Origin of the sequence: Actinokineospora cianjurensis (genome assembly GCF_003663795.1) — a bacterium.
GTDB classification, from domain to species: domain Bacteria; phylum Actinomycetota; class Actinomycetes; order Mycobacteriales; family Pseudonocardiaceae; genus Actinokineospora; species Actinokineospora terrae.
Genome location: NZ_RCDD01000001.1, coordinates 1,610,010 through 1,632,775 on the forward strand (window position 1 = coordinate 1,610,010; position 22,766 = coordinate 1,632,775).

The window sequence follows — 22,766 nt, forward strand, 5'->3', positions numbered from 1 at the left end:
GGCCGCGGTGCCACCTCCGCCATAGCGTGCCTCATCGCAGCGCGTGATGGGTGCTCAACCGCGCGAAACGCCGTGCGCGCACGAGCACCCGCACGCGCACGGCCGCGCGCTGACCCGATCGCCCCAACCGGTCGCGTCCGGTTGGCGCACACCGGACGGATATGTCCAGAGTGGAGCGTGGCGGTCGTCGGAAGTTCACCCGTTCGAGGGGGAGTCGGTGGCTCGGCGCGGCTGCGCTGGGTGAGCGGGGGCGCACCGGCCGGGTCGGGCACAATACCGGGTCGTGACCGCTGAACCCACCGCCTACGGCGACCGGCTCGCCGTGGTGACCGTGACCTACTCGCCCGGCGACACCCTGGAGCGGTTCGTCCAGACCCTCGCCGCCGCCACCAGCCGCGACGTGCGGGTGGTGCTCGCCGACAACGGCTCGGTCGACGGCGCCCCCGAGGCGGCCGCGGCCGCCCACGACCACGTGGACCTGGTCCGCACCGGGGGCAACCTCGGCTACGGCGGCGGCGCCAACCGCGGCGTCGCCGCGCTCGGCCCCGAGTTCGGCTGGGTCGTGGTGGCCAACCCCGACCTGGAGTGGGCGCCCGGCTCGCTCGACGAACTGCTCGCCGCCGCCGAGCGCTGGCCGCGCGGCGGCGCGTTCGGCCCGCTGATCACCGAGCGGGACGGCGCGGTGTACCCGTCGGCGCGCGAGGTGCCGTCGCTGGGCAAGGGCATCGGCCACGGCCTGCTCGGCAAGGTGTGGCCTGCCAACCCGTGGACCCGCGCCTACAAGCAGTCCGCCACCGACGTGCGCGAGCGGGAAGCGGGCTGGTTGTCCGGTTCCTGCCTGCTGCTGCGCCGCGAGGCGTTCGACTCGGTCGACGGGTTCGACACCCGCTACTTCATGTACTTCGAGGACGTCGACCTCGGCGAGCGCCTCGGCCAGGCGGGCTGGCGCAACGTGTACGTGCCGACGGCGAGCGTCATGCACATCCAGGGCGTGTCCACCGCCAAGGTGTCGGAGAAGATGCTGGTCGCCCACCACGACAGCGCCTACCGGTTCATCGCCGACCGGCACCGCGGCCCGGCGTGGGCGCCGCTGCGGGTGGCGATCAAGGCGGGACTGGCCGTGCGGCTGCGCATGGCGACCCGCTGACCGTCCACTTCGGACAAGCCGCGACCGGGCAGCGCGCTCAGTTGTCGCCGTCGAGCCGCTGGGACAACGACGGGCGGCCCTGGTGCTGCCGCGGCCGCGAGGTCGGGACCAGCCCGTCGACCGGCAACGGCCGCTGCGCCGGGTACGGCCGCGGTGGCCGCTCACCGGGGCGCGGCGGGGCGGCGACCGACTGGGTGGCCGCTTCCTGCGCTATGGCGGGCAGTTCCTCGGTCGGCCGGTGGCCGTTGTCGGGCGGGAAGGTGTCCGGCGGGAACACCCCGGCGGGGAAGACCGCGGTGATGTCCGGGTCCTCCGCGTCGATCGCGGCGACCACCGCCCGTGGGATCTGCAGCGTCGCGGACGCGTCCATCGGGGAGATGGCGCTGTCCGGGGTGACGACGTAGGCGCCGCGCGCGCGGGCCCGCGCCAGGATGGCATCGGCCCGGTCACGGGGGTCCATGTGGCGGCCTCTCCTGCGTCGCTGCCAGTGGTGCTCGGTGCTGCTGTACTTCTCCTGCAACCCCGTCAGAGTATCCCGCCCGGCACGCCGCGTCATCGACCCAGGCCGATCACCGTGAGATCCGAGCCGGATTCACAGGTAGTCGGTGTCGCCGTGCTCGCGCAGGATCTCGGTGAGCCGCTTGATGTCCTGCGCCCGGTCCCGGTCGCAGACCAGCACCGCGTCGTCGGTGTCGACCACGATCAGGTCCCGCACGCCCAGCGTCGCCACCAGCCTGCCGCTGTTCGGGACCACGATCACGTCCTCGCCGTCGACCACCACGGCCCTGCTCTGCGGCGCCGCGGGGGAGAACGACCGGCCACCCTGGCCGACATCCGTGCCGAGCAGGCGGACCACGGTCTCGAAGTCGCCGATGTCGCTCCAGCCGAAGTCACCGGGCACGGTCGCGACCTTGCCCTCCTCTGCGGCTGGCTCCATCACCGCGTACTCGACGGCCACCTTGGGCACCGTCGGCCACAGCTCGGCCAGCACGTCCTCCTGCCGGTCGGAGTCCCACGCCGCCGCGATCGCCGCGATCGGCTCGGCCACGTCCGGCCTGCGCGCGGCCAACTCGGCCAGGAACAGGTCCGTCCGCCACACGAACATGCTGGCGTTCCACAGGTACGCGCCGGACTCGACGTAGCGGCTGGCCACCTCCAGCGACGGCTTCTCCTTGAACTCCAGCACCGGCTGGAGCTCGCCGCGCTCGGCCTGGGCGCTCAGCCGCAGGTACCCGTAGCCGGTCTCCGGCCTGGTCGGGGTGATGCCGATGGTCATCAGGTAGCCCTCGCGGGCACCGGCGACCGCCTGCTCGACCGTCCGCTCGAACTCGTCGGTGTCGGTGATCAGGTGGTCCGCGGCGAAGGACGCCATGACCGCGCCCGGGCTGCGCCGCTCGATCACCGCGGCGGCCAGCGCGATCGCCGCGCACGAGTCCCGCGCGAACGGCTCGACCAGGATGTTGCTGTCCGGCAGGTCCGGCAACTGCCGGGCGACCCCGGCGGCGTGCGCGGTCCCGGTGACCACCAGCAGCCGCTCCGGCGGGGCGAGCGGGGTCAGCCGGTCGAACGTCGCCTGCAGCAGCGACCGGTCGGTGCCGGTGAGCGCGTGCAGGAACTTCGGGTTGCCCGCCCGCGACAACGGCCACAGGCGGGTCCCGCTCCCACCCGCGGGAACTACTACGAAGAGTTCTGGCAGCGTCACTGTCAGGTGTCCTTGGTGGTGGGGGCGAGTCCGGTGGCGACAACTGTAACCAACCGGCCGGTACGGTCCCCGTGATGACGTCCACCCGCGCCTGGCGCCCCGGCTACCCGCTCGACCTGGCCCAGGTCCTGCGGCCGCTGCGGCGCGGCTCGGGTGACCCCGCCTTCCGCCAGGACACCTCGGGGGCGTGGTTGGCCGCCAACACCGCCGACGGCCCGGCGACCGTGCTGCTGGCCAGGGCGTCGGGCGAGGTCCGCGCCACCGCGTGGGGACCGGGCGCGCAGGTCCTGCTCGACGGCGTGCCCGCGCTGCTCGGCGCGGACGACGACGACAGCGGGTTCGAGCCGCTGCACCCCGTGGTCGCCGAGGCCAGGCGCGGCGGACCGGGCATCCGGCTCGGCGCCACGGGCCGGGTGTGGGACGTGCTGCTGGCCGCGGTCCTGGAGCAGAAGGTCACCGGCGAGGAGGCGCGCCGGTCGTGGCGCGAGCTGGCCAGGTGGTTCGGGGTGCCCGCGCCCGGGCCCGCACCGGACGGGATGTTCACCCCACCGACCCCGGCGGCCGTGCTGGGGATCCACGACTGGGAGTGGCACCGGGCCGGGGTGGACTCGGCCCGCAGGCGCGCCATCATCGCCGCCGCGCAGGTCGCGGGCCGGTTGGAGCGGGCGGTCGAGCTGCGCGGGGTGGCCGGGCGGCTGCTGCTGCGCAAGGTGCCCGGCATCGGGGTGTGGACCGCGGCCGAGGTGGCGCAGCGCGCGTGGGGCGACCCGGACGCGGTCAGCGTCGGCGACTTCCACATCCCGGCCCTCGTCGGGTACGCGCTGGCGGGCCGCAAGACCGACGACCGGGGCATGCTGGAACTGCTGGCCCCGTACGCGCCGCACCGGCAACGGGTGGTCCGCTACATCGAGGCGAGCGGATTCCGCAAACCGCGGTTCGGGCCGCGGCTCTCGGTCAAGGACTACCGCGGCATGTGACGCATTTCAGCGCGTCAGGTCGAGCAGCGCGCAATTGTCCCAATCGTCGTGCGCGAGACCGAGCGCGCGCCGAGTGCGGTGCCGCGCCATGAGCAGGCTGTTGGCGTAGCTCGAGTGCGCGTCGTCGCGGTCCAGTTCCGCCAATTCGTGCGGCAGCAGGTTCGCGATCGCCAGCGAATACCACTCCACCGCCGAGCGGAGGTCGCCGTGCGCGGCGTGCAGTTCCGCCGCCAGTTCGCACGGCGCCGGGAAGATCGGTTGCTCGTCGCGCAGCAGGTCGAACTGGTGCTCGGCCTCGTCGGCGCGGCCCAGTTCCAGCATCAGGTCGGCCAGGGCGACCCTGGCGAAACCGCGGTCCTCGCCGCCGAGCGCGATCGCGTCGTCGAGGAACCCGATGGCCGCCACCGGCTGGCCCGCGCGCCGCTTGGCGTGCGCCGCCTCCAGCAGAATGTCGCCGCGGTCGTCGTAGCGGAACAGCCAGGCGAATTCCTCGGTCATGCGGTGAAATGTAGCAACTGCCGGTGACCGTGGGCAGCCGGACGACCTATTCACGGGAATGAGAAACAATTCCCTCGGCCGTCCGGCGAAACGCTCACAACTTGCATCACCTAAGAAGGTGAACTCACCGGAGAACGGCCAAGATCGGGTCGATTTCCACTCCGCCGTCGGGTAAGGCGTCCACCGGCCACCAGCGCAGGTCCAGCGACTCGGCGCTGCGCACCGGCTGCGCCCCCTCGGGCGCCCGCACCGCGAACCGCACGTCGAAGTGCCGGGTCGGCAGCCCCAGCGAGCAGGTGATCGGGTGCACGTCCACGTGCAGCGGCACCGGGTCGATGCGCAGTCCCGCGATCCCCGACTCCTCGGTCGCCTCCCGCAGCGCCGCCCCGGCCAGCGTCCGGTCCGACGGCTCGCAGTGCCCGCCCAGCTGCAACCAGCGGCCCACCCTGGGGTGCAGGGTCAGCAGCACGTACTCGCCGTGCGCGTCGAACACCAGCGCCGACGCGGTGATGTGCCCAGGCTCGCAAGCCCGCAGGCACGCGTCCGGCCTGGCGAGCAGGAACCCGAGAAAAGCCTGCCGCAGCGACTCCTGGGTCGGGTCGGCCGGGCGCCACGCGGACATCGTCGCGACCGCGTCGGGGTGCGGGCTCACAGTTCCAGCAACTCCTCGTCCCGCGGCTCGCGCGGGGTCAGCTCCTGCGGGGGCCGCCCGACCGCGACCGCGCCGAGGGGCTCCCAGGACGCGGGCAGCCCCAGCACCGAGCGCACCACGTCCGGGCAGAAGATCGTCGAGGATACCCAGCACGACCCGAGGCCCTCCGCGCCGAGGGCGACCAGCAGCCCCTGCACCGCGGCGCCACCGGCGACGGTGAACATCGTCCGCTCCGCCGCCGCCCGCCGCGGGTCCGGGTAGTCGTGCGCCCCGTCGCGGACCAGGAACGGCAGCACGATCTCCGGCGCCTCGACCAGCAGGTCCCCGCGACCGACCCGGCGCAGCACGGCCGCGTCGTCCAGCCCGTCGCCGCGCAGGTCCGCCTCCCAGGCCGCCCGCATCGCGGTCAACAGCTCCGCGCGATTGGCCGTCAGCCGCACGAACCGCACCGGGCGGGTGTGGTGCGGGGCGGGCGCCGTCAGCGCCGCCGCGACCGCGCGCCTGATGGCCCCCGCGTCGACGGGCTCGTCGGCGAACGTCCGCAGCGACCGCCGCAGCAGCACCGCCTCCCGCCGCCCGCGGGTGATCGCCTCCGCGGTGCCCAGCCGGAACAGGTCGTCCTCCGGCGCGCGCACCAGGTCCCGCGCGACGGACTTGTCGTCGCCGATGGTCATGCCGCGCACCACCGCGACCGGCACCCCGCCGAGCTTGCCCTTCACCAGGTCCGCCGCCGCGGCCACCTCGTCGGCCACCGCGACCACCGTCACCGCCAGCTCGTTGCCGTGCGCGTCCACCGAACCGGCGTAGGAGTGCAGCACCGCCAGCCCGGACGAGCCGATCGCCGCGTCCGTCTGCCCCATCCGCCACGCCCGGCCCATGGTGTCGGTCACCACGACCGCCACCTCGACGCCGAGCCGCTCCCGCAGCCCGTTGCGCAGCGCGATCGCCGACCCGTCCGGGTCGGCGGGCAGCAGCGCGATCTCGTCGCGGGCCACGTTGGACGCGTCCACCCCGGAGGCCGCCTGGACCACGCCGATCCGCTTGTTGACCGTGATCAGCGTCGGCCCCTTGGCCGCGATGACCTGGTCGGCCTCCTCCAGCACCGCGCGCAGCTTGGCCGCCTCCCGACCGGCCGGGTCGCTGGGCACGCGGTACAGCCTGCCCTCCACTTTGGACACGATCTTGCTGGTCACCACCACGACGTCGCCGGAGCGCAGCCACGGCGCCGCGGCCACCACCGCGCCGGTGAGGTCGTCACCCGGCCGGAACTCCGGCAGCCCGGTCACCGGCAGGATCTCGATGCCGCCGGTCGCGGCGTGCTCAGCCAACGTCCACCCCGCCCAGCTCCATCGCGGCAAGCACCATCGCCGCCGTCGCGTCCACATCGGACATCAGCAGCGGAACCGCCCGCACCGCCACCCCCGGCACGTCCGCGGTGTCCCCGGTGGCCACCAGCCAGCCGTCGAGCACCCCGCTCTCCGAGCAGGCCCGCGACCCGTAGTGCCGACCGACCGCCTCGGCCGAGGACGCCAGCCCGATCGCCTCTAGGCACGCGTCGGCCATGCCGCGCACCGGCTTGCCGCCGATGATCGGCGAGACCCCCACCACCGGTGCCTCGGTCTTGCGCAGCGCCGTGCGCACCCCGGGCACCGCCAGCACCGTGCCCACGCTCACCACGGGGTTCGACGGCGCCAGCAGCACGATGTCCGCGTCGGTGATCGCCTCGACCACCCCCGGCGCTGGCGTCGACTCGTCCGCGCCGACCGGCACGATCGACCGCGCCCTCGGCTCCGCGCGGTAGCGGACCCACCACTCCTGGAAGTGCACCGCCTTGCGCTCGCCGGTGCTCGGCTCGTCGATCACCACGTGCGTCTCGACCCGGTCGTCGGTCATCGGCAGCAGCCGCACCCCCGGCTTCCAGCGGTCCGACAGCGCCGCGGTGATGTCGGAGAGCTCGTAGCCCGCGCGCATCATCCTGGTGCGCACCAGGTGGGTCGCGATGTCCTTGTCGCCGAGGCCGAACCACTCCGGCTCGGCGCCGTAGGCGGCCAGTTCCTCCTTGACCGTCCAGCTCTCCCCGGTGCGGCCCCACCCGCGCTCGGTGTCGCTGCCACCACCCAGGGTGTACATGCACGAGTCGAGGTCGGGGCAGATCCGCAGCCCGTGCAGCCAGATGTCGTCCGCGGTGTTCACGATCGCGGTGACCTCGTGCGCGCTGGGCACCTCCGGTGCGCCGACCGGTGGTAAACCGAGGAACTTCTTCACGCCGAGCAGGAACCGGGCTCCCCCGACCCCGCCGACGACAACCACTACCTTCACGGTCGGCGACCCTCGCAAGCTCAGTCGGTGGCCGGTCGACCGGCCACCGAGACGGTTTTCACATCCGGGTTTACTGCCAGAAGAAGAACGCGCGCTGCCCGAGGTACGCGGCGAGCTCGTCGCCGCCGATGGCGCCGAACAGGGCCTGCACCACGTCCCAGAACGCCCCGCTCACGCCGGGCACGCCGATCAGCACCGCGAACAGGATCAGCGGCGCCCACTGCCGCGCCTTGGCGCCGAAGCGGCGCGCCTCGTAGGACAGGAAGGGCTCGATGGCGCCCCACCCGTCCAGGCCGGGCACCGGCAGCATGTTCAGCACGAAGGCCGCGAGCTGCAGCAACGCCAGGAACGACAGGCCCCAGGCGATGCCGGGGGCCGGGTCGAACACGTTCACCGAGACCGTCAGCAGGAACGCGATCACCAGGTTCGAGAACGGCCCGGCGAGTGAGACGGCTGAGTCCACCGCTCGGGACCGCAGCGCGTGGTGGTTGATCCACACCGCCCCGCCGGGCAGCGGGATGCCGCCGATGGCCAGGAACAGCAGCGGCAGCAGCAGGCTCAGCACCGGGTCGGTGTAGCGCCGCGGGTCGAGTGTGAGGTAGCCCTTGAAGTAGACCTCGCGGTCGCCGCCGCGGAAGGCGACGATCGCGTGCCCGAACTCGTGCAGGCACAGCGACACCGCCCAGCCGCCCATGACGAGCAGGAAAACCCCAGCCCGCAGCGCTGTCTCACCTTCCACGAGGGTCAGCAGCGCGCCCCCGACGGTGAGCAGGACGAGGGCAAGGAAGACCGGTGATGGCCGAACCGCTGATCGCTGCACCACACCAGTGTGGCAATGTCGGCCGGTTGGCGGACGACCGGACCGGCAATCGCCGCCGTTTCGGCAGGTACACGATCGGGTACGGGGAGCACATATCCCATCACCCGCTCGGGGGCCGCGCTTGACCCGCCGCGGCGACACGGGTGTAATCACATCGATGTCATTCGCCACGGGGACGGCCGATGGCATCCGCCAGCCGGGGAGTGCGGAAGGCGAGGAGGCGGGCGATCATGCAGGGATTGGGTGACGGGGGCCGCGTCGTGGAGTGGGGCGAGCGGTCGACAGAGGACCTCGGGGTGTTCTCCGGGTTCTTCGACGAGTCCGAGGAGCAGGAGTGGCAGGAGCGCGCACTGTGCGCGCAGACCGACCCCGAGGCGTTCTTCCCCGAGAAGGGCGGCTCGACCAGGGAGGCCAAGCGGATCTGCCTCGGTTGCGAGGTCCGCTCGGAGTGCCTGGAGTACGCCCTGGCGCACGACGAGCGCTTCGGCATCTGGGGCGGTCTGTCCGAACGGGAGCGGCGCAAGCTCAAGAAGCGCGCGGTCTAGGTCGCACCGACCTGGAGCGCGGCGCGGGGACGCCGAGAGCCTGTACTGGGGAGTCCGGGCTCAAGGTGGCAACGGGAACGGTCGATAACGCGGGCTGACCGCCCGCGCCTTCACCACGGTCCAGCGCGTCCCGTCGTACGGTGGGCGGTCACCACGGCCCGCTAACGAGGGAGGTGCCGGTCCGTGCCGTCCCGGTCCCGGTCGGTGTTGGCGCGCGGCGCTCCTGTGCTGCGCACCGCGCCGGTGCTCGCCGTCCTGGTCTGCCACGACGGCGCCGAGTGGTTGCGGCAGGCGCTGTCCGCGCTGCGCCACTCCAGCCCCCGACCCCGGCACGTGCTCGCGGTGGACACCGGCTCGACCGACGGCACCGCCGCGCTGCTCGCGGCCGCGGCCGCCGGACCGGACCAGGTGGTCGACGGCGTCATCACTCTCGACCGCACGACCGGGTTCGCCGCGGCCGTGCACGCCGCGGTGGACCACGCGGTCGACCGCTGGGGCGACCCGGGCGGCTGGATCTGGCTGCTGCACGACGATTCCGCGCCCGACCAGGACTGCCTGGCGACGCTGCTGCTCACCGCCGAGGTGTCGCCGTCGGCCGGGGTGCTCGGGCCGCTGGTGGTGGACTGGCAGGACCCCAGGCTGGTGGTCGAGGCCGGACTGTCCACCGACGCCGCCGGGCACCGGCAGACCGGGGTCGGTCCGTCCGAACCGGACTGGGTGCGGCTCGGCCGCGGCGACCGGGGCCTCGAGCAGAGCACCGAGGTGCTCGCGGTGTCCTCGGCCGGGATGCTGGTGCGCCGCTCGGTGTGGGCGGCGCTCGGCGGGTTCGACCGCGACCTCGGCCTGTTCGGCGAGGACGTCGACCTGGGCTGGCGGGCGAACCTGGCCGGGCACGTGGTGCTCTGCGTCCCCAGGGCGCGGATCCGGCACGCCCGTGCGGTCACCACCAGGCGCAGGCGCGTCGACGTGGCGGTGCCCCGGCTCGGCGGCACCCCGCGCGCACTGGCCAGGGGGCACGGGCTGCGCACGTTCCTGGTGAACTGCACCACGTTCTCGTTCCTGGTCGGGGTTCCCCGGCTGACCGCGCTGTGCCTGCTGCGCGCCTTGGGTTTCGCAATGCAACGCAGGCTCGCCGAGTCCCGCGCCGAACTGCGCGCGGTGGCGTACCTGCTCGGCGGCGGCGCCGGACTGCGGGCCGCCCGGGCCGATCGGGTACGGCGGGGTGCGCGATCGGGCAGTGTTCGCGGACTGTTCACCAGTCGCGCCACGAGGCTGCGCAACGCGGTGCGCGGCGCGGTGTCGACCATGGTCCGCAGGCGCGTGGTCGCCGACGCCGCCCTGGGTCGACTGCCCAGCGACTACGACCCGGCGGCCGTGTGGCTGCCCCCGGAGGCGGTGCCGCGGCCGCCGGTGAGCCCGGACGCGTTGCCCGCCGGGGCGGGTGGGCGGCCGAAGCGGGCCGGACTGCGCCGACCGGACAACGCGATCGCGGTCCCGCTGGTGCTCGCCGAGCCGCCACCGACCGGTCTGGCGCCGAGCCCCGGGCCGCGCCCGTCGCCGGTCCGCCGCGACGGGAGCACGCCGGAACCGCCGCGCGAGGCCCTGCTCGTCCGGGTGGACCGGGCGCGCGTGCTGCGGCAGATCGCCCTGGCGCCGCCGCTGGTGCTGTTCCTCGGGCTGGTCGCGCTGGCGCTCGTGGTGAACTCCGCCCGGCTGGGACTCGACCTCGCGGGCGGTCGACTGGCGCCGGTGGGGTCGCTGGAGCAGGTGTGGGCGGAGTACCTGGCGACCTGGCACGGGGTGTCCGGTGGGACGGCCGCCCCCGCCCCGACGGCGCTGGCCGTGCTCGGTGTCCTGGGAGCGGTCCTCGCACCCGTGGGCGGTCCGGCGGCGGTCGTGGCCGTGCTGCTGTTGGCCGATCTGCCGCTGGCGGGCCTAAGCGCGTACATCGCGACTAGAAGGGCGCCGGTGCGCCGGTGGGTGCGGGCATTGCTCGCGCTCGGGTACGCGTTGCTGCCGCCTGCCGCGTCCGCCGTGGCGCAGGGCAGGCTCGACGCGGTCGTAGTGCACATCCTGCTCCCGTTGGTGGCCTCCGGGATCGCGGCCCTGATCGGTCGCGGCCGGGTCGGTGAGGGCGCCTGGCTCTCGACGACCGCGGGCACGGCACTCGGGTTGGCGGCCATCGGGGCGTTCTCCCCGCTGACCCACCTGACGCTGGTCGTCATGGCGCTCGGCGGGTTCGTCCTGGTGCCCGGCGGCGGCAGCAGGCGTGGTGCGGCGCTGTTCCTGCTGGTGCTCATGCCGTTGGCGTTGCTGCTGCCCTGGCCCGCGGTGGTGATCCAGCACCCCGGGGTCGTCCTGCACGGCATCGGCGCGGTGACCGATTCACCCGCCGCCTCGCTCGTCGACCTGGTGAGCCTCAACGCCGGTGGACCTGGGGCGTGGTCTTACGTCGGGTTCGGTGTCCTGGTGGCGGTCGCGGCCGGGATCGCTTTCGGGGCACGGCGGTCAGTGCTGCCGGGGCTGGGTTTCGCTTTACTGGGCGCGGTCACCGTCGTACTCGTGCGACTGGTGCCCGCGACACCGTTGAGCGGTGGACCCCCGGTCGCCGCCTGGGCCGGTGTGCCGTTGCTGATCGTCGGCTGGGGGCTGGTGTGGGCGCTGCTCGGCGCCTCTCGCACCGGGCGGACGCCGGTACGGCTGCCCGCCGTGTTCGCGGGTGCGGCCGCGTTGGGGGTTCTTGTCGTCGGCGTGATCATCCCGGGCAGGCAAGGTCCACTGGACGACTCCGGCGGCGAGCAGTTGGCCACCACGCTGACCGCGGAACTCGCCAACACCAACCGATCCGTGTTGATCCTGTCCGACCGGCAGCCCCGGCAGGTCACTGGTCGGGCTCCGCTGTTCGGTGACGACGACCTCGCGCCCACCCCGTCCTCGAGCCCTCGACTTGCCGCGCTCGACCGGGAATTGCGCTCAGACTCCCCGGATCGCGTCCAGTCCGCTGTGCAGCGTGCCGCTGCTACGGGAGTCCTCTTCGTCGTAGTCCCTCAGGCCGACGCACAACGCTTCCAAGACCGCGCAGGCACTCTTGTCGCTGACGCGCCCCGCACATCGACCGGTGCCGCCGTGTTCCGGCTGCTTCCACGCTCCGGTTCGGCCTACCTGCTCTCGCCTGACGCGGCGCATCTAGCCCTAACTGGTGCCACGCCCACATCGGACGCGGCGGTGCCTGTCGCAGCCGCGCCACCACAGGTGGCCGTGAAGGTATCCGATGGCGCCGAAGGACGGCTGCTCGTGATCACCGCCGAGGAAGAACCGGGCTGGGAGGCGACAATCGACGGTAGGCCCGTTGCCGTCGTTCGGGCGTGGGGCAGCTCAGTCGCGGTAGCCATACCGACTCGTGCCGCTGAAGTGCGCATAGAGCAACCCACCACCTTGCGCGGGTTGCTCCTGCTCATCCAGGCCGCGGTGGTCCTGTTCGCCCTGCTGACCGCGATCCCGGCCCGCGGCCGGGGTCAGGACTCGCCGTCGATCACACCCGGGTCGAGCCCCAGGTAGGCCGCCACCTGCTCGACCAGCACGTCGTGCACCAGGTCGGCCAGGTCGGCGCTGTCCTTGGCGCGCGCCTCGAGCGGCCGCCGGTAGAGCACGATCCGCGCCCTGGTCGGCTGGCCCCTGCGGTCGACACCGGCCTGCACCAGCCGCGCCAGCGGCACACCGCTGTCGGCGAGCACGCCGTCCGGGGTGTCCGGCGTGACCTCGGGGACGTCGTCCACCGCCACGTCGAGCTTGGTCAGCTCCGTGCGCCAGCGCGCCTCGATGGGCTCGAGGGCGTCGAGAACCAGCGCGTCGAACTTCTCCGCGCGCGTGCTCGACGCGGGCAGCGTCGACGGGTACAGCGGACCCCGCAGACCGCGTCCATGTCGATCGCGATTGCGCCGTCCGCGCCGCCGGGAACTGCGAGCCGTCACCACCCTGAGCAGGGTACGCGGGTCCCCTGCTGGGCCGGTTGGGCGTGTCGGGGGCGTGTCGTGCGGCACTTGGGGCGCGAGCGGCCGCGGAGGCGCTATGGTCACCGATCGTGCGGAGCGTGCGGCGGTGTTCACGGACCGGGTGTCTCGACCCGGCCGTCGCCACGCTGACCTACGCCTACGCCGAGTCGACCGCGGTCGTCGGACCGCTGGCCACCTACTCCGAGCCGCACAGCTACGACCTCTGCGAGGAGCACGCGTTGCGCCTCACCGTCCCGCGCGGCTGGGAGGTCGTCCGCCACGACGGCGCGTTCGCCCTCCCCGAGCCCTCGGTCGACGACCTCACCGCGCTCGCCGAGGCGGTCCGCGAGGCGGGCCGGGTCGACCGGCCGGTGGAGCAACCCGACCAGGGTGCGGCCGCGGGCAGACGCGGTCACCTGCGGGTATTGCCGGACCCGGTCACCGAGTAACGACCTGCTCCGTCGCCGACTGGCGACGCTGGGCGTCGCGGTCGGGCCGCCGCCGGTAGGCTCCTGGCGAGTAGTCGCGGGCTGCCGCAGGGCCAGCCTGCCCGACCCCTGGGAGTACCCCGTGCGCGACCTGTCCGGTGTCTTCAAGGCTTACGACATCCGCGGCGTGGTGGGCGAGCAGATCGACACCGACCTCGTGCGCGCCATCGGCGCCGCGTTCGCCAGGCTGGTCGGCGGGCCCGCCGTGGTGATCGGGTACGACATGCGCGACTCCTCGCCCGCGCTCGCCGACGCCTTCGGCGACGGGGTGGCGTCGACCGGGGTCGACGTGGTCAACATCGGCCTGGCCAGCACCGACATGCTGTACTTCGCCTCCGGCAGCCTGCAGCTGCCCGGCGCGATGTTCACCGCCAGCCACAACCCGGCCAAGTACAACGGCATCAAGCTCTGCCGCGCGGGCGCCGCCCCCGTCGGCCAGGACTCGGGCCTCACCGAGATCCAGGCCGATGTCGAGGCAGGAGCCGACCACCCGGTCGCCGAGACCACGGGGTCCGTCGAGCACAAGGACCTGCTGGCCGAGTACGCCGCCTACCTGCGCGAGCTGGTCGACCTCACCGGTATCCGGCCGCTGAAGGTCGTCGTGGACGCGGGCAACGGCATGGGCGGGCACACCGTCCCGAGCGTGTTCGCCGACCTGCCGATCGAGGTCGTGCCGATGTACTTCGAGCTCGACGGCAGCTTCCCCAACCACGAGGCCAACCCGCTGGACCCGAAGAACATCGTGGACCTGCAGGCCAAGGTGCGCGAGGTCGGCGCGGACGTCGGCCTGGCCTTCGACGGCGACGCCGACCGCTGCTTCGTCGTCGACGAGAACGGCGACCCGGTCTCCCCGAGCGCCGTCACCGCCCTGGTCGCGGTGCGCGAGCTGGCCAAGGACCCGGGCGGCACGGTGATCCACAACCTGATCACCTCGGACGCGGTGCCCGAGATCGTCGCCGAGCACGGCGGCAAGCCGGTGCGCACCAGGGTCGGCCACTCGTTCATCAAGCAGGAGATGGCCCGCACCGGCGCGATCTTCGGCGGCGAGCACTCCGCGCACTACTACTTCCGCGACTTCTGGAAGGCCGACACCGGCATGCTGGCCGCGCTGCACGTGCTGGCGGCGCTGGGCGAGCAGCCGGGCACGCTGTCCGCGCTGACCAGGGAGTACAACCGCTACGCGGCCTCAGGCGAGATCAACTCCACGGTGGCCGACCAGGCCGGTCGGCTGGCCGCGATCCGCGCCGAGTTCGGCGACCGCGACGGCGTCGAGCTCGACGAGCTCGACGGGCTGACCGTGCGGCTGCCCGGCGGCGGCTGGTTCAACCTGCGCGCCTCCAACACCGAGCCGCTGCTGCGCCTCAACATCGAGGCGGCCGACGACACCGCCGTCGCCGCCATCCGCGACGAGGTGCTGGCGATCGTCCGGGCCTGAGCTGCGCCGACCCGCACCCGCCTGGACACTGGACCCAACGAGGAGGACGACCGTGGCAGTCACACTGGACCAGCAGTTGTTGGACATCCTCGCCTGCCCGTCCGACGACCACGCCCCGCTGCGCGCAGGCACCCCGGACGACCCCGACGCCGACGTGCTGACCTGCACCGAGTGCGGCAGGCGGTACCCGGTCACCGACGGCATCCCGGTGCTGCTGCTCGACGAGGCGCAGCACCCGGCCGACCGGCAGAGCGGCCAAGCCCCGTGAGCACCGTCGCCGACGACAGCCTCCTCGACGACCCCGCCCGCTTGGGTGAGGCCGACGTGGACGGTCTGCTGCGGGCGGGCGCGATGGCAGGCGCCCAGGTGCGGGCCACCTCCGACGCCGCGGCGGGCGCGGGCATCGGCAGGCTCGCGGGCACCCGTCCGCGCGCGGTGGTGCTGCTGACCCGCCCCGGGCTCGGCCCCGCGGTGTCGCGGCTGCTCGCCGAGCTGCTGCTGCCCGCGTGCCCGGTGCCGCTGGTGGTCACCGACGTCGTCCCGCCGTGGGTGGGCGCGCTGGACGTGGTGATCGCGCACACCGACGACCCCGGTGACCGGCAGCTGGCCGAGGACGTCGACCGGGCGGGCCGCCGCGGCGCCGGTGTCGTGCTGACCGCGCCGTCGGACGGTCCGGTCGCCGCCGCTGCCGCAGGCAACGCCATCCTGATCACCCCGAGGCTGGTCGTGCGGCCCGGGTTCGGCTTCGCCAAGGCGTACACCAGCGGCCTGCTCGCGCTGCGGGAACTCGACCTGCTGCGCTTCGACGTGGACATGCTCGCCGACGAGCTCGACCGCGAGGCCGAGCGCGACCACCCGCAGCACGAGTCGTTCGTGAACCCGGCCAAGACGCTGGCGCTGCGGCTGGCCGAGCACTCCCCGCTGCTGTGGGGCCTCGATCACGTGGCCACCGCCGTCGGCCGCCACGCGGTGCAGGTGCTGGGCACCCACACCGACCTGGTCTGCGACGTCGCCGGGTACCTGCAGGCCAGCAGCCGCACCGCGCTGCACCGGGCCGCCGTGCGGGCGACCTCCGAGCGCGACATCTTCGCCGACCCGGACTCCTTCGACGGACCGACCGCGCTGCCGCCCCGGGTGCTCCTGCTCGCCGTCCGCGCGCAGCCGGACGACCCGGTGCGCAGGCAGGCGCACGAGACGCTGCCCGCCGCCGACCTGATCGCCCCGGCCGAGGAGATCACCGCGGACGAGCCGACCAGGGCGGCCGTGCTCGCGCTGCGCTTCGAGCTCGCCGCGCTCTACCTCGGCCTCGCCGCGGGCACCACCGGTGGCACCGGCCGTTACGCTCCCGCGAGCGCGTGACCAGGGAGCCTGGTCCGAGGTGACGGTGGGAACGAGCCCGGTGGTCGATGCCGACCCCACCGGGTGGCCCGAAGGAGTGAGTAGTCAGGTGGAGCTGCTGCGCAATGCGGTGCGCCCGTATGCGTGGGGGTCGCGCACGACTCTCGCCGAGCTGCTGGGCAAGCCGGTGCCCGCGCCGCACCCGGAGGCCGAGCTGTGGATGGGCGCGCACCCCGGCGACCCGTCCCGGTTCGTCGACGGCGACGGCGCCGAGCACTCCCTGCTCGACCGGATCGACTCCGACCCGCGTGGACAGCTCGGTGACGCTACCGCGGCCAGGTGGGGCAACCGGCTGCCGTTCCTGCTCAAGATCCTCGCCGTCGAGGAGCCGCTGAGCATGCAGGCCCACCCCTCGGCCGCGCAGGCCGCGGAGGGGTACGCGCGCGAAGAGGCCGCGGGCATCACCAGGGACGCGGCCAACCGCAACTACCCGGACCCCACCGCGAAGCCCGAACTGGTCTGCGCGCTCACCGAGTTCCACGCCCTCGCCGGGTTCCGCGACCCGGTGCGCACCATCGCGCTGCTCGAACAGCTGCGCACCCCCGGCCTGTCCGCACACATCGACCTGCTGGTCGGCCAGCCCAACTCCGACGGCCTGCGTGCGCTGTTCACCACCTGGATCACGCTGCCGCAGACCGCGCTGGAACGGCTGATGCCGGACCTGATCGACGCCTGCGTCGCGCACGTCAAGGCGCACGGCGAGTTCTCCCTGGAGTGCCGCACGGTCCTGGAGCTCGGCGAGAGCTACCCCGGCGACGCTGGCGTGCTGGCCGCGCTGCTGCTCAACCGGCTGGTGCTCGGCCCCGGCGAGGCCATCTACCTGCCTGCCGGGAACCTGCACGCCTACCTGCACGGCACCGGCGTGGAGATCCTGGCCAACTCCGACAACATCCTGCGCGGCGGCCTCACCCCCAAGCACGTCGACGTGCCGGAACTGCTGCGGGTGCTCGACTTCGGCTGCGGCGACATGCCCGTGTCCACCGGCGACCAGGTCGGCCGGTTGCGCTCCTACCGCACCGACGCGCCGGAGTTCGAGCTGTCCAGAGTGGAGTGGGCGCCGGGCGGGCGCGACCGGGTCCCGCTGCCGGTGCGGCGCCCGCAGATCATGGTCTGCACCGACGGCGAGGTCGAGATCGGCGGCCGCAGGCTCGGTCGCGGCCAGTCCGCGTGGGTGCCCGCGTGCGACGCCGACCTGGCGGTGCGCCCGGTCGGCGAGGGTCACACCCAGGTGTTCGTGGCAACCGTGGGCGCCGAGGCCCCCGACCATGACACGCTCTAGGCTGCCACCGATCCACCGACCCGACATATCGGACTAGCACCAGGGAGCGACTGTGTCCGCTGGAGGCAGCACCAAGGCCATCCTCGCCGCGTTGGGCGCCAACGCGGGGATCGCCGTGGCCAAGTTCGTCGGCTTCCTGGTCACCGGGTCGTCCTCGATGCTCGCCGAGTCGGTGCACTCGGTCGCCGACACCTCCAACCAGGGGCTGCTGCTGCTCGGGCAGAAGACCTCGCAGCGGCGGGCCACCAAGGAGCACCCGTTCGGCTTCGGCCGCGACCGGTACTTCTACTCGTTCATCGTGGCGCTGATGCTGTTCTCGCTCGGCTCGGTGTTCGCGCTCTACGAGGGCATCCACAAGATCGGCCACCCGGAGGCGCTGACGTCGCCGTGGGTCGCGGTGATCATCCTGGTGCTGGCCATCGGCCTGGAGTCGTACTCCTTCCACACCGCCATCGTGGAGTCCAAGAAGATCAAGGGCGACGCCACCTGGTGGGGCTTCATCCGCCAGTCGCGCACCCCGGAACTGCCGGTCGTGCTGCTGGAGGACGCAGGCGCGCTGCTCGGCCTGGTCCTCGCGCTCGGCGGCGTCGGCCTCACCCTGGCCACCGGCGAACCGGTCTGGGACGGCATCGGCACCCTGTGCATCGGCGTGCTGCTGGGCATCATCGCGGTCATCTTGATCGTGGAGATGAAGTCGCTGCTCATCGGCGAGGGCGCCACCCCGGCCGAACTGGCCAAGATCGAGGACGAACTGGCCACCGGCAAGGTCCAGCGGATCATCCACCTGCGCACCCAGTACATCGGACCGGACGAACTGCTGGTCGCCGCCAAGATCGCCCTGCGCCCCGGCCTCCCCATGGAAGACGTCGCCCAGGCCATCGACGACGCCGAGGCCCGCGTCCGCAACGCCGTCCCCTCAGCCCGGTTGATCTACCTGGAGCCGGACCTCTACCGCACCACGGTCAGCGCTCCCTGAGCCAGTCCGCCGCAGCTCATGCTCGATAGGGCGAACTTCCTTTGCGCGGGGTGGGGCGCCCGTAAGCTCCCGCGCGGGGGAGGGCCGTCCCTTCAGGCCCCGCCTTTGTGCTCTTCCCAGGGCGCCCCAGGGGCCCCGCGCAAAGGAAGTTCGCCCTATCGAGCCCCCCGCTCAGCCAGCACCGAGTCCCCGCAGAAGTCGGGCCGCCGCCTCGGTGTGGCCGGCTTCAGCGAGCAATCCCGCTGGCGCGAGTACGTAGTCGCGGTCGATGGCGATCCGTGCCGTGCGGAGGATCGGTCGTAGTACCGGGTCGGCGCGGAGAGCGTTCTCCACTTCCTCTTGCGCTGCCTCGCTTGCGTGGCGGAAGACGCCGCCGGAGAGCACGAGCAGCCCAGCTCCGCGCGGGCCCAGTCGGTTGTCGACCATGCGCAGATGCCTGCGGATCGCGATGATCGCGGCGAGGGCGGCCAACTTGGTGTCTACTGTGGACTCTTCGGCCGTGGACGGGACGAAGTCGACGTTCTCGGCCCGGTACTGGGCGGCCGCGGCAAGACTGTCGTCCTCGACCAGTTGCTCCGCCCGGGCCTCCGCGGCGATGCCGGGGGCGGACCAGCGCATCCCGATGTCACCCTCGACCGTCCTGCGGTCGGCAGGCAACGCGACAGTGGCGCCAGTCTCTTCCACTGTGGACACCGCCGAGTAGACGTCCGTCGTCGCGCCGCCGACGTCGACCACCAGCACCGCGCCAGGATCGTCGTCGGTGGCCAGCAGGTGCGCCAAGCGGGACACGCCGACCAGGACCGCGTCCGGGGTCACGGTGCGCACGAGGGAACGGAAGCGCGTGCCCCGGGAGAGGCCCTTGCCGCCGATGACGTGCGCGAGGAAGACCTCGCGGATCGCCCGCCTGGCCGGGCCGGGGTGCAGTTCGCCGACATCGGGCAGCACGTTGTCGGTCGCGACGACGGTGCGGCCGTCCAGCAGCGCCACCGCCTCGGCGCGGGCGTGGGCGTTGCCAGCCAGGACGATCGGGACGCTGAGGCGGTTCTCGGCGAGCCTGCGCGCGTTGTGCAGCAGGACGGTGTCGTCGCCGCCGTCGGTGCCGCCGACGAGCAGTACCAGGTCCGGGCGGTCGGCGCGCAGGGGGCGGAGGCTGTCGAGCTTGCCGGCGGAGACGTGCACGACCTTCGCGCCCGCGGAGAGCGCGACGCGGTAGCCCGCCTCGGCGCTGACCAGCCGCTCCTGGCCGACGACCGCGAGCCGCAGGCCGCCGCCCGCCGACGAGCACGCAAGGACCTCGGCGCTGGGATCACCCAACGCCGAGGTCACTGCCGCTATGCCGTCGAGGACTTCCGGCGGCGTCGTCTCGTGTTGGGCCGTGCCCAGCAGTTCGCCGTCCTGGGCGACGAGGGCGCCCTTCGTCCACGTCGAACCGATGTCCAGGCACAGGAAGGGCACGACCGCGATACTACGGTTCGGACTTGGCGGCTTCTTCGGCGTTGCGCCGGCCGAGCAGCGACCGGCGGCGGCTGTAGGCGAAGTAGACGATCACGCCGAGGACCATCCAGGCCACGAACCGCAGCCAGGTCAGCACGGTCAGGTTCAGCATCAGCCACACGCAGGCGATGATCGCCAGGATCGGCACCAGCGGCACCCACGGCACCCGGAACGACCGCTTGAGGTCCGGTCGGGTCTTGCGCAGCACGATCACGCCTGCGGACACGAGGATGAACGCGAACAGGGTGCCCACGTTGACCATCTCCTCGAGTTTGTCCGCCTCGAAGAAGGTCGCCGCGATCGCCACCAGCACGGCCACCGCGATGGTGGCGCGGATCGGGGTCTGCTTGGCGCTGGTGCGCGCGAGTTGGCGCGGCAGCAGGTGGTCGCGCGACATCGCGAAGATGATCCGGATCTGGCCGAGCATCAGCACCATGACCACGGTGGTCAGCCCGGCGAGCGCGCCGATGGAGATGAGCTGCGCCGCCCAGTCGACCCCGTTGAGGGAGAACGCGGTGGCGAGGGTCTTCTTGTCGGCGCTGCCGTCCGGCTTGATCGTCGTCGCGAGCTGGTGGTAGCTGACCATGCCCACCAGCACCAGCGACACCGCCACGTACAGCGCGGTCACGATCGACAGCGACCCGAAGATGCCGCGCGGCACCGACCGCTGCGGGTTCTTGGTCTCCTCCGCGGTGGTCGCGACGATGTCGAACCCGATGAACGCGAAGAACACCAGCGACGCACCGGCCAGCAGCCCGAACGCGCCGAACGAGCTGCCGTCCCCGCCCGCGATGACCGAGAACAGCGACTGCTCGATCCCGCTCTTGCCGACCACGGGCGGCTGCGACTCCGGGACGAACGGCGTGTAGTTCGCCGCCTTCACGTAGAACAGGCCGAAGACGATGACGAACAGCACGATCGCCACCTTGATCCCGGTGATGACCGCGCTGACCCGCGAGGACAGCTTGGTGCCGATGGCCAGCATCGCGGCCAGGAACACCACGAGGACCAACGCGCCCCAGTCCAGCGTGAGCCCACCGAGCTTGAAGATCGTCGCCGTGCTCTGCGACGGGTCGAACCCGAAGACGTAGCCCAGCACGGTGTTCAGGTAGGCCGACCACCCCTTGGCGACCGCGGCAGCGCCAACGGCCAACTCCAGGATCAGGTCCCAGCCGATGATCCACGCCACGAACTCGCCAAAGGTGGCGTAAGAGAAGGTGTACGCACTACCCGCGACAGGCACGGTCGACGCGAACTCGGCATAACACAACGCCGCCAACGCACACGCCACCGCCGCGATCACGAACGCGACCGACACCGACGGCCCCGCCAGGTCACCCGCCGTCCGCGCGGTCAACGTGAAGATCCCGGCCCCGATCACCACCGCGACCCCGAACACGATCAGGTCCCAGGTCGACAGGTTCCGCCGCAACTTCGTCTCGGCGTCATCGGTGTCCGCGATCGACTGCTCGACCGACTTCGTCCGCCACAGCCCGTTACCAGGCATCCTCGCCCCCCTCTCCGCGCGGGTGAATCAGCCACGAAAGGCTAACGTTCCCGGTGCCTTTCCGCTGAGCAAGCACGCTGACCTGCTTGTCTTACCCGTGAGGTGAGGCGACCACGAGTGTGGCTCCCGCGTAGCTAGCCTTGCTTCCACCTGACGCCGTAGGCCATCCTCGGTTGCAGGTTCCTGAACCGCGCGCGCACTTCGCCCAGCGGATCGATCTCGATGGCAGGCGCTTTCAGCACCCAGTCGACGGTGTCTGCTTGGAGGACGCCGCCCAGGATCTCCACCCGGTCGGGAAGCTCTTCGAACTTGACGGTGAGGTCGAACTCGTCGCAGGAGACGTAAGGCACGAGAGTGTAATATGGCATGATCTCCGCCTCCGGGGGGAGGCGGAACCGCACGGCGTAATCGTAGACCTCGCCCAGCTTCAAGGCCCTGGACAGTTCCAGCGCGAAGCCGACACGTGCGGAGGTCTCTATCTCCACTTCGACGATATTGCCGCCGTGTAGCGCATCGATCGTTAGGAGTCGTTGCGGGGCGACTTCACTGTCCTGCCGCTTCGGCGTGGAGAAGCCCAACTCAATCCGCCTGAGGTCTTTGCTCTCGCACACGATAGTGCGGAACTCAAGAACCTCGATACCGGACTTGCGAACGAGAACGATTGTCCGGACGCTGCGGGCGTGCCAATCCCTGTTCGACCGGGTGGTCGATGTGGCGGCTACGCTCTTGTCCGTCACGATCTCGGCGAACTGGCTCAGGGCCTCATCCATCCAGCGGTGTGCTGTGCGTATGCTGATCTGATGGATGGAAGAGAAGACGTCGAGACGTTCGGTTAGCCTGACGTGATGGCTATACGTCTCGCCGATGCCGAAAGCGGACGCGAGGATGTCAGGCAGGTCGCCTGGCATTTCCGATATCCATTTCTCAAAAGACCGTCGCACCTTGGTGAACGCGTCGTCGTTTGAGTCTTTCGCTGTGACTCCACACAATGCGGCCAACCGTGGGCTTATCTGGGCTGCCTTCGAGGAGAGCGACAAGCCAGGTCCCCGCCTCAGCGCCCGAAATTCGGCGAGTAGATCTGCGCTGGTTGTGGCGGTCACGCGCTACCTCTTATTGTCTTTTGCGGCCAAGGCGAGGGTGATGTGCCGGAGTTCGGTCAGTTGATCCATCAGGTTTCGCTTATCATCCATCAACCTCTGCAACTCAAGTCGGTGTTGGTTTTCGCGCTCGGTCAATCTCGCTTGAAAATATCGCCAGACTCGATGGAAAACCGCGACCGCGCCCAGGCAGAGGGCGAGTGCAACCAGCAGTATCTCGGTCATGCCGTCCACCCTCGCGCCTAGTGACTCTCCATGTCATCATGGTATGGATCTGACATGATCGCTGTCAACTTGCCAGATGGCGTGTCATGTTCTGCGTGGTGGCGCAGGTGCGCTCACGGCCAGCCTGCGCCCGCTGCGGCTGCACAGCGCGTGGCACCCCTGTCGGGCAAGTTTTTCCGCCGGATGGTGACCTGCCCGGCTGATCCCACTTACCG

Annotated in this window: 22 protein-coding genes; 10 read left to right on the plus strand and 12 right to left on the minus strand. The window is 71.9% G+C overall.

Translation table 11 applies throughout. From position 1 onward, the window contains the following. Positions 1–283 precede the first annotated feature (283 nt). Positions 284–1,147, plus strand: coding sequence for a glycosyltransferase family 2 protein (locus CLV68_RS07725; RefSeq protein WP_121389773.1), 864 nt, complete (start codon positions 284–286; stop codon positions 1,145–1,147). Between the two features lie 37 nt (positions 1,148–1,184). Here the strand turns inward: CLV68_RS07725 and CLV68_RS07730 are convergent, their stop codons facing one another. Both CLV68_RS07730 and CLV68_RS07735 read right to left on the minus strand, forming a co-directional pair. Further along, complete coding sequence (locus CLV68_RS07730) at positions 1,185–1,607, minus strand: hypothetical protein (protein WP_121389774.1); 423 nt, start codon at positions 1,605–1,607, stop codon at positions 1,185–1,187. Positions 1,608–1,739: 132 nt separating this feature from the next. Further along, on the minus strand, positions 1,740–2,849 hold the full coding sequence (locus CLV68_RS07735; protein WP_121389775.1) for a mannose-1-phosphate guanylyltransferase: 1,110 nt from the start codon (positions 2,847–2,849) through the stop codon (positions 1,740–1,742). 74 nt (positions 2,850–2,923) lie between these two features. Here CLV68_RS07735 and CLV68_RS07740 point away from each other — a divergent pair, with 74 nt between their 5' ends. Beyond that, positions 2,924–3,826: a DNA-3-methyladenine glycosylase family protein gene (locus CLV68_RS07740; protein WP_121389776.1), complete on the plus strand. Its 903-nt coding sequence runs from the start codon at positions 2,924–2,926 to the stop codon at positions 3,824–3,826. A gap of 6 nt (positions 3,827–3,832) precedes the next feature. Here the strand turns inward: CLV68_RS07740 and CLV68_RS07745 are convergent, their stop codons facing one another. The 5 genes from CLV68_RS07745 to CLV68_RS07765 form a co-directional block, all read right to left on the minus strand. Then, positions 3,833–4,324 carry a tetratricopeptide repeat protein gene (locus tag CLV68_RS07745; protein ID WP_121389777.1) on the minus strand — a complete coding sequence of 164 codons (492 nt, stop codon included), beginning with the start codon at positions 4,322–4,324 and terminating at the stop codon, positions 3,833–3,835. A 124-nt stretch (positions 4,325–4,448) separates the two neighbouring features. After that, positions 4,449–4,976, minus strand: a complete 528-nt coding sequence (locus tag CLV68_RS07750; protein ID WP_121389778.1) for an NUDIX hydrolase — start codon at positions 4,974–4,976, stop codon at positions 4,449–4,451. Further along, positions 4,973–6,304, minus strand: a complete 1,332-nt coding sequence (locus tag CLV68_RS07755; protein ID WP_121389779.1) for a coenzyme F420-0:L-glutamate ligase — start codon at positions 6,302–6,304, stop codon at positions 4,973–4,975. The genes CLV68_RS07750 and CLV68_RS07755 overlap by 4 nt, the downstream gene beginning before the upstream one ends. Next, a complete protein-coding gene (gene cofD / locus CLV68_RS07760; protein WP_121389780.1) occupies positions 6,297–7,295 on the minus strand; it encodes a 2-phospho-L-lactate transferase in 999 nt (332 codons plus the stop codon). Before cofD ends, CLV68_RS07755 begins: the two co-directional genes overlap by 8 nt. 70 nt (positions 7,296–7,365) lie before the next feature. After that, a complete protein-coding gene (locus CLV68_RS07765) occupies positions 7,366–8,115 on the minus strand; it encodes a site-2 protease family protein (RefSeq protein ID WP_092778106.1) in 750 nt (249 codons plus the stop codon). A gap of 230 nt (positions 8,116–8,345) precedes the next feature. Here CLV68_RS07765 and CLV68_RS07770 point away from each other — a divergent pair, with 230 nt between their 5' ends. Both CLV68_RS07770 and CLV68_RS07775 read left to right on the plus strand, forming a co-directional pair. After that, positions 8,346–8,660 (plus strand): WhiB family transcriptional regulator, encoded by a 315-nt coding sequence (locus CLV68_RS07770; RefSeq protein WP_092778108.1) that lies wholly within the window; start codon positions 8,346–8,348, stop codon positions 8,658–8,660. A 183-nt stretch (positions 8,661–8,843) separates the two neighbouring features. Continuing rightward, complete coding sequence (locus CLV68_RS07775) at positions 8,844–12,218, plus strand: glycosyltransferase (protein ID WP_246009710.1); 3,375 nt, start codon at positions 8,844–8,846, stop codon at positions 12,216–12,218. Here CLV68_RS07775 and CLV68_RS07780 read toward each other — a convergent pair. Continuing rightward, positions 12,176–12,634 (minus strand): metallopeptidase family protein, encoded by a 459-nt coding sequence (locus CLV68_RS07780; RefSeq protein WP_121389781.1) that lies wholly within the window; start codon positions 12,632–12,634, stop codon positions 12,176–12,178. The genes CLV68_RS07775 and CLV68_RS07780 overlap by 43 nt on opposite strands. A 107-nt stretch (positions 12,635–12,741) precedes the next feature. On the opposite strand from CLV68_RS07780, the gene CLV68_RS07785 reads away from it, so the two are divergent. From CLV68_RS07785 to CLV68_RS07810, 6 genes are all read left to right on the plus strand, one after another. Beyond that, positions 12,742–13,101: a DUF3499 domain-containing protein gene (locus CLV68_RS07785; protein ID WP_211346442.1), complete on the plus strand. Its 360-nt coding sequence runs from the start codon at positions 12,742–12,744 to the stop codon at positions 13,099–13,101. A gap of 121 nt (positions 13,102–13,222) precedes the next feature. After that, a complete protein-coding gene (locus CLV68_RS07790) occupies positions 13,223–14,575 on the plus strand; it encodes a phosphomannomutase/phosphoglucomutase (RefSeq protein ID WP_121389782.1) in 1,353 nt (450 codons plus the stop codon). 52 nt (positions 14,576–14,627) lie between these two features. Next, positions 14,628–14,843, plus strand: a complete 216-nt coding sequence (locus tag CLV68_RS07795) for a Trm112 family protein (RefSeq protein ID WP_121389783.1) — start codon at positions 14,628–14,630, stop codon at positions 14,841–14,843. After that, a complete protein-coding gene (locus tag CLV68_RS07800; protein WP_121389784.1) occupies positions 14,840–15,934 on the plus strand; it encodes a hypothetical protein in 1,095 nt (364 codons plus the stop codon). Before CLV68_RS07795 ends, CLV68_RS07800 begins: the two co-directional genes overlap by 4 nt. An 88-nt stretch (positions 15,935–16,022) precedes the next feature. Continuing rightward, the gene (manA, locus tag CLV68_RS07805; RefSeq protein WP_121389785.1) at positions 16,023–17,252 is read left to right on the plus strand and encodes a mannose-6-phosphate isomerase, class I; all 1,230 of its coding nucleotides are present in this window, start codon (positions 16,023–16,025) and stop codon (positions 17,250–17,252) included. A 52-nt stretch (positions 17,253–17,304) separates the two neighbouring features. Continuing rightward, positions 17,305–18,228, plus strand: a complete 924-nt coding sequence (locus tag CLV68_RS07810) for a cation diffusion facilitator family transporter (protein WP_121389786.1) — start codon at positions 17,305–17,307, stop codon at positions 18,226–18,228. 171 nt (positions 18,229–18,399) lie between these two features. Here CLV68_RS07810 and CLV68_RS07815 read toward each other — a convergent pair whose 3' ends face one another. From CLV68_RS07815 to CLV68_RS07830, 4 genes are all read right to left on the minus strand, one after another. Next, on the minus strand, positions 18,400–19,683 hold the full coding sequence (locus CLV68_RS07815) for a glutamate mutase L (RefSeq protein WP_121389787.1): 1,284 nt from the start codon (positions 19,681–19,683) through the stop codon (positions 18,400–18,402). Between the two features lie 10 nt (positions 19,684–19,693). Then, positions 19,694–21,229, minus strand: coding sequence for an amino acid permease (locus tag CLV68_RS07820; protein ID WP_121389788.1), 1,536 nt, complete (start codon positions 21,227–21,229; stop codon positions 19,694–19,696). 134 nt (positions 21,230–21,363) lie between these two features. Further along, positions 21,364–22,329 (minus strand): hypothetical protein, encoded by a 966-nt coding sequence (locus CLV68_RS07825; protein WP_147459906.1) that lies wholly within the window; start codon positions 22,327–22,329, stop codon positions 21,364–21,366. 3 nt (positions 22,330–22,332) lie between these two features. Beyond that, positions 22,333–22,551, minus strand: a complete 219-nt coding sequence (locus tag CLV68_RS07830) for a hypothetical protein (RefSeq protein WP_147459907.1) — start codon at positions 22,549–22,551, stop codon at positions 22,333–22,335. Positions 22,552–22,766: the final 215 nt, after the last annotated feature.

Excerpts from the sequence above, each read along its gene's own strand:
- CLV68_RS07730 (WP_121389774.1), bottom strand. The coding sequence starts at position 1,607 with ATGGACCCCCGTGACCGGGCCGATGCCATCCTGGCGCGGGCCCGCGCG.
- CLV68_RS07740 (WP_121389776.1), top strand. The coding sequence starts at position 2,924 with ATGACGTCCACCCGCGCCTGGCGCCCCGGCTACCCGCTCGACCTGGCC.
- CLV68_RS07745 (WP_121389777.1), bottom strand. The coding sequence starts at position 4,324 with ATGACCGAGGAATTCGCCTGGCTGTTCCGCTACGACGACCGCGGCGAC.
- CLV68_RS07770 (WP_092778108.1), top strand. The coding sequence starts at position 8,346 with ATGCAGGGATTGGGTGACGGGGGCCGCGTCGTGGAGTGGGGCGAGCGG.
- CLV68_RS07820 (WP_121389788.1), bottom strand. The coding sequence starts at position 21,229 with ATGCCTGGTAACGGGCTGTGGCGGACGAAGTCGGTCGAGCAGTCGATC.
- CLV68_RS07830 (WP_147459907.1), bottom strand. The coding sequence starts at position 22,551 with ATGACCGAGATACTGCTGGTTGCACTCGCCCTCTGCCTGGGCGCGGTC.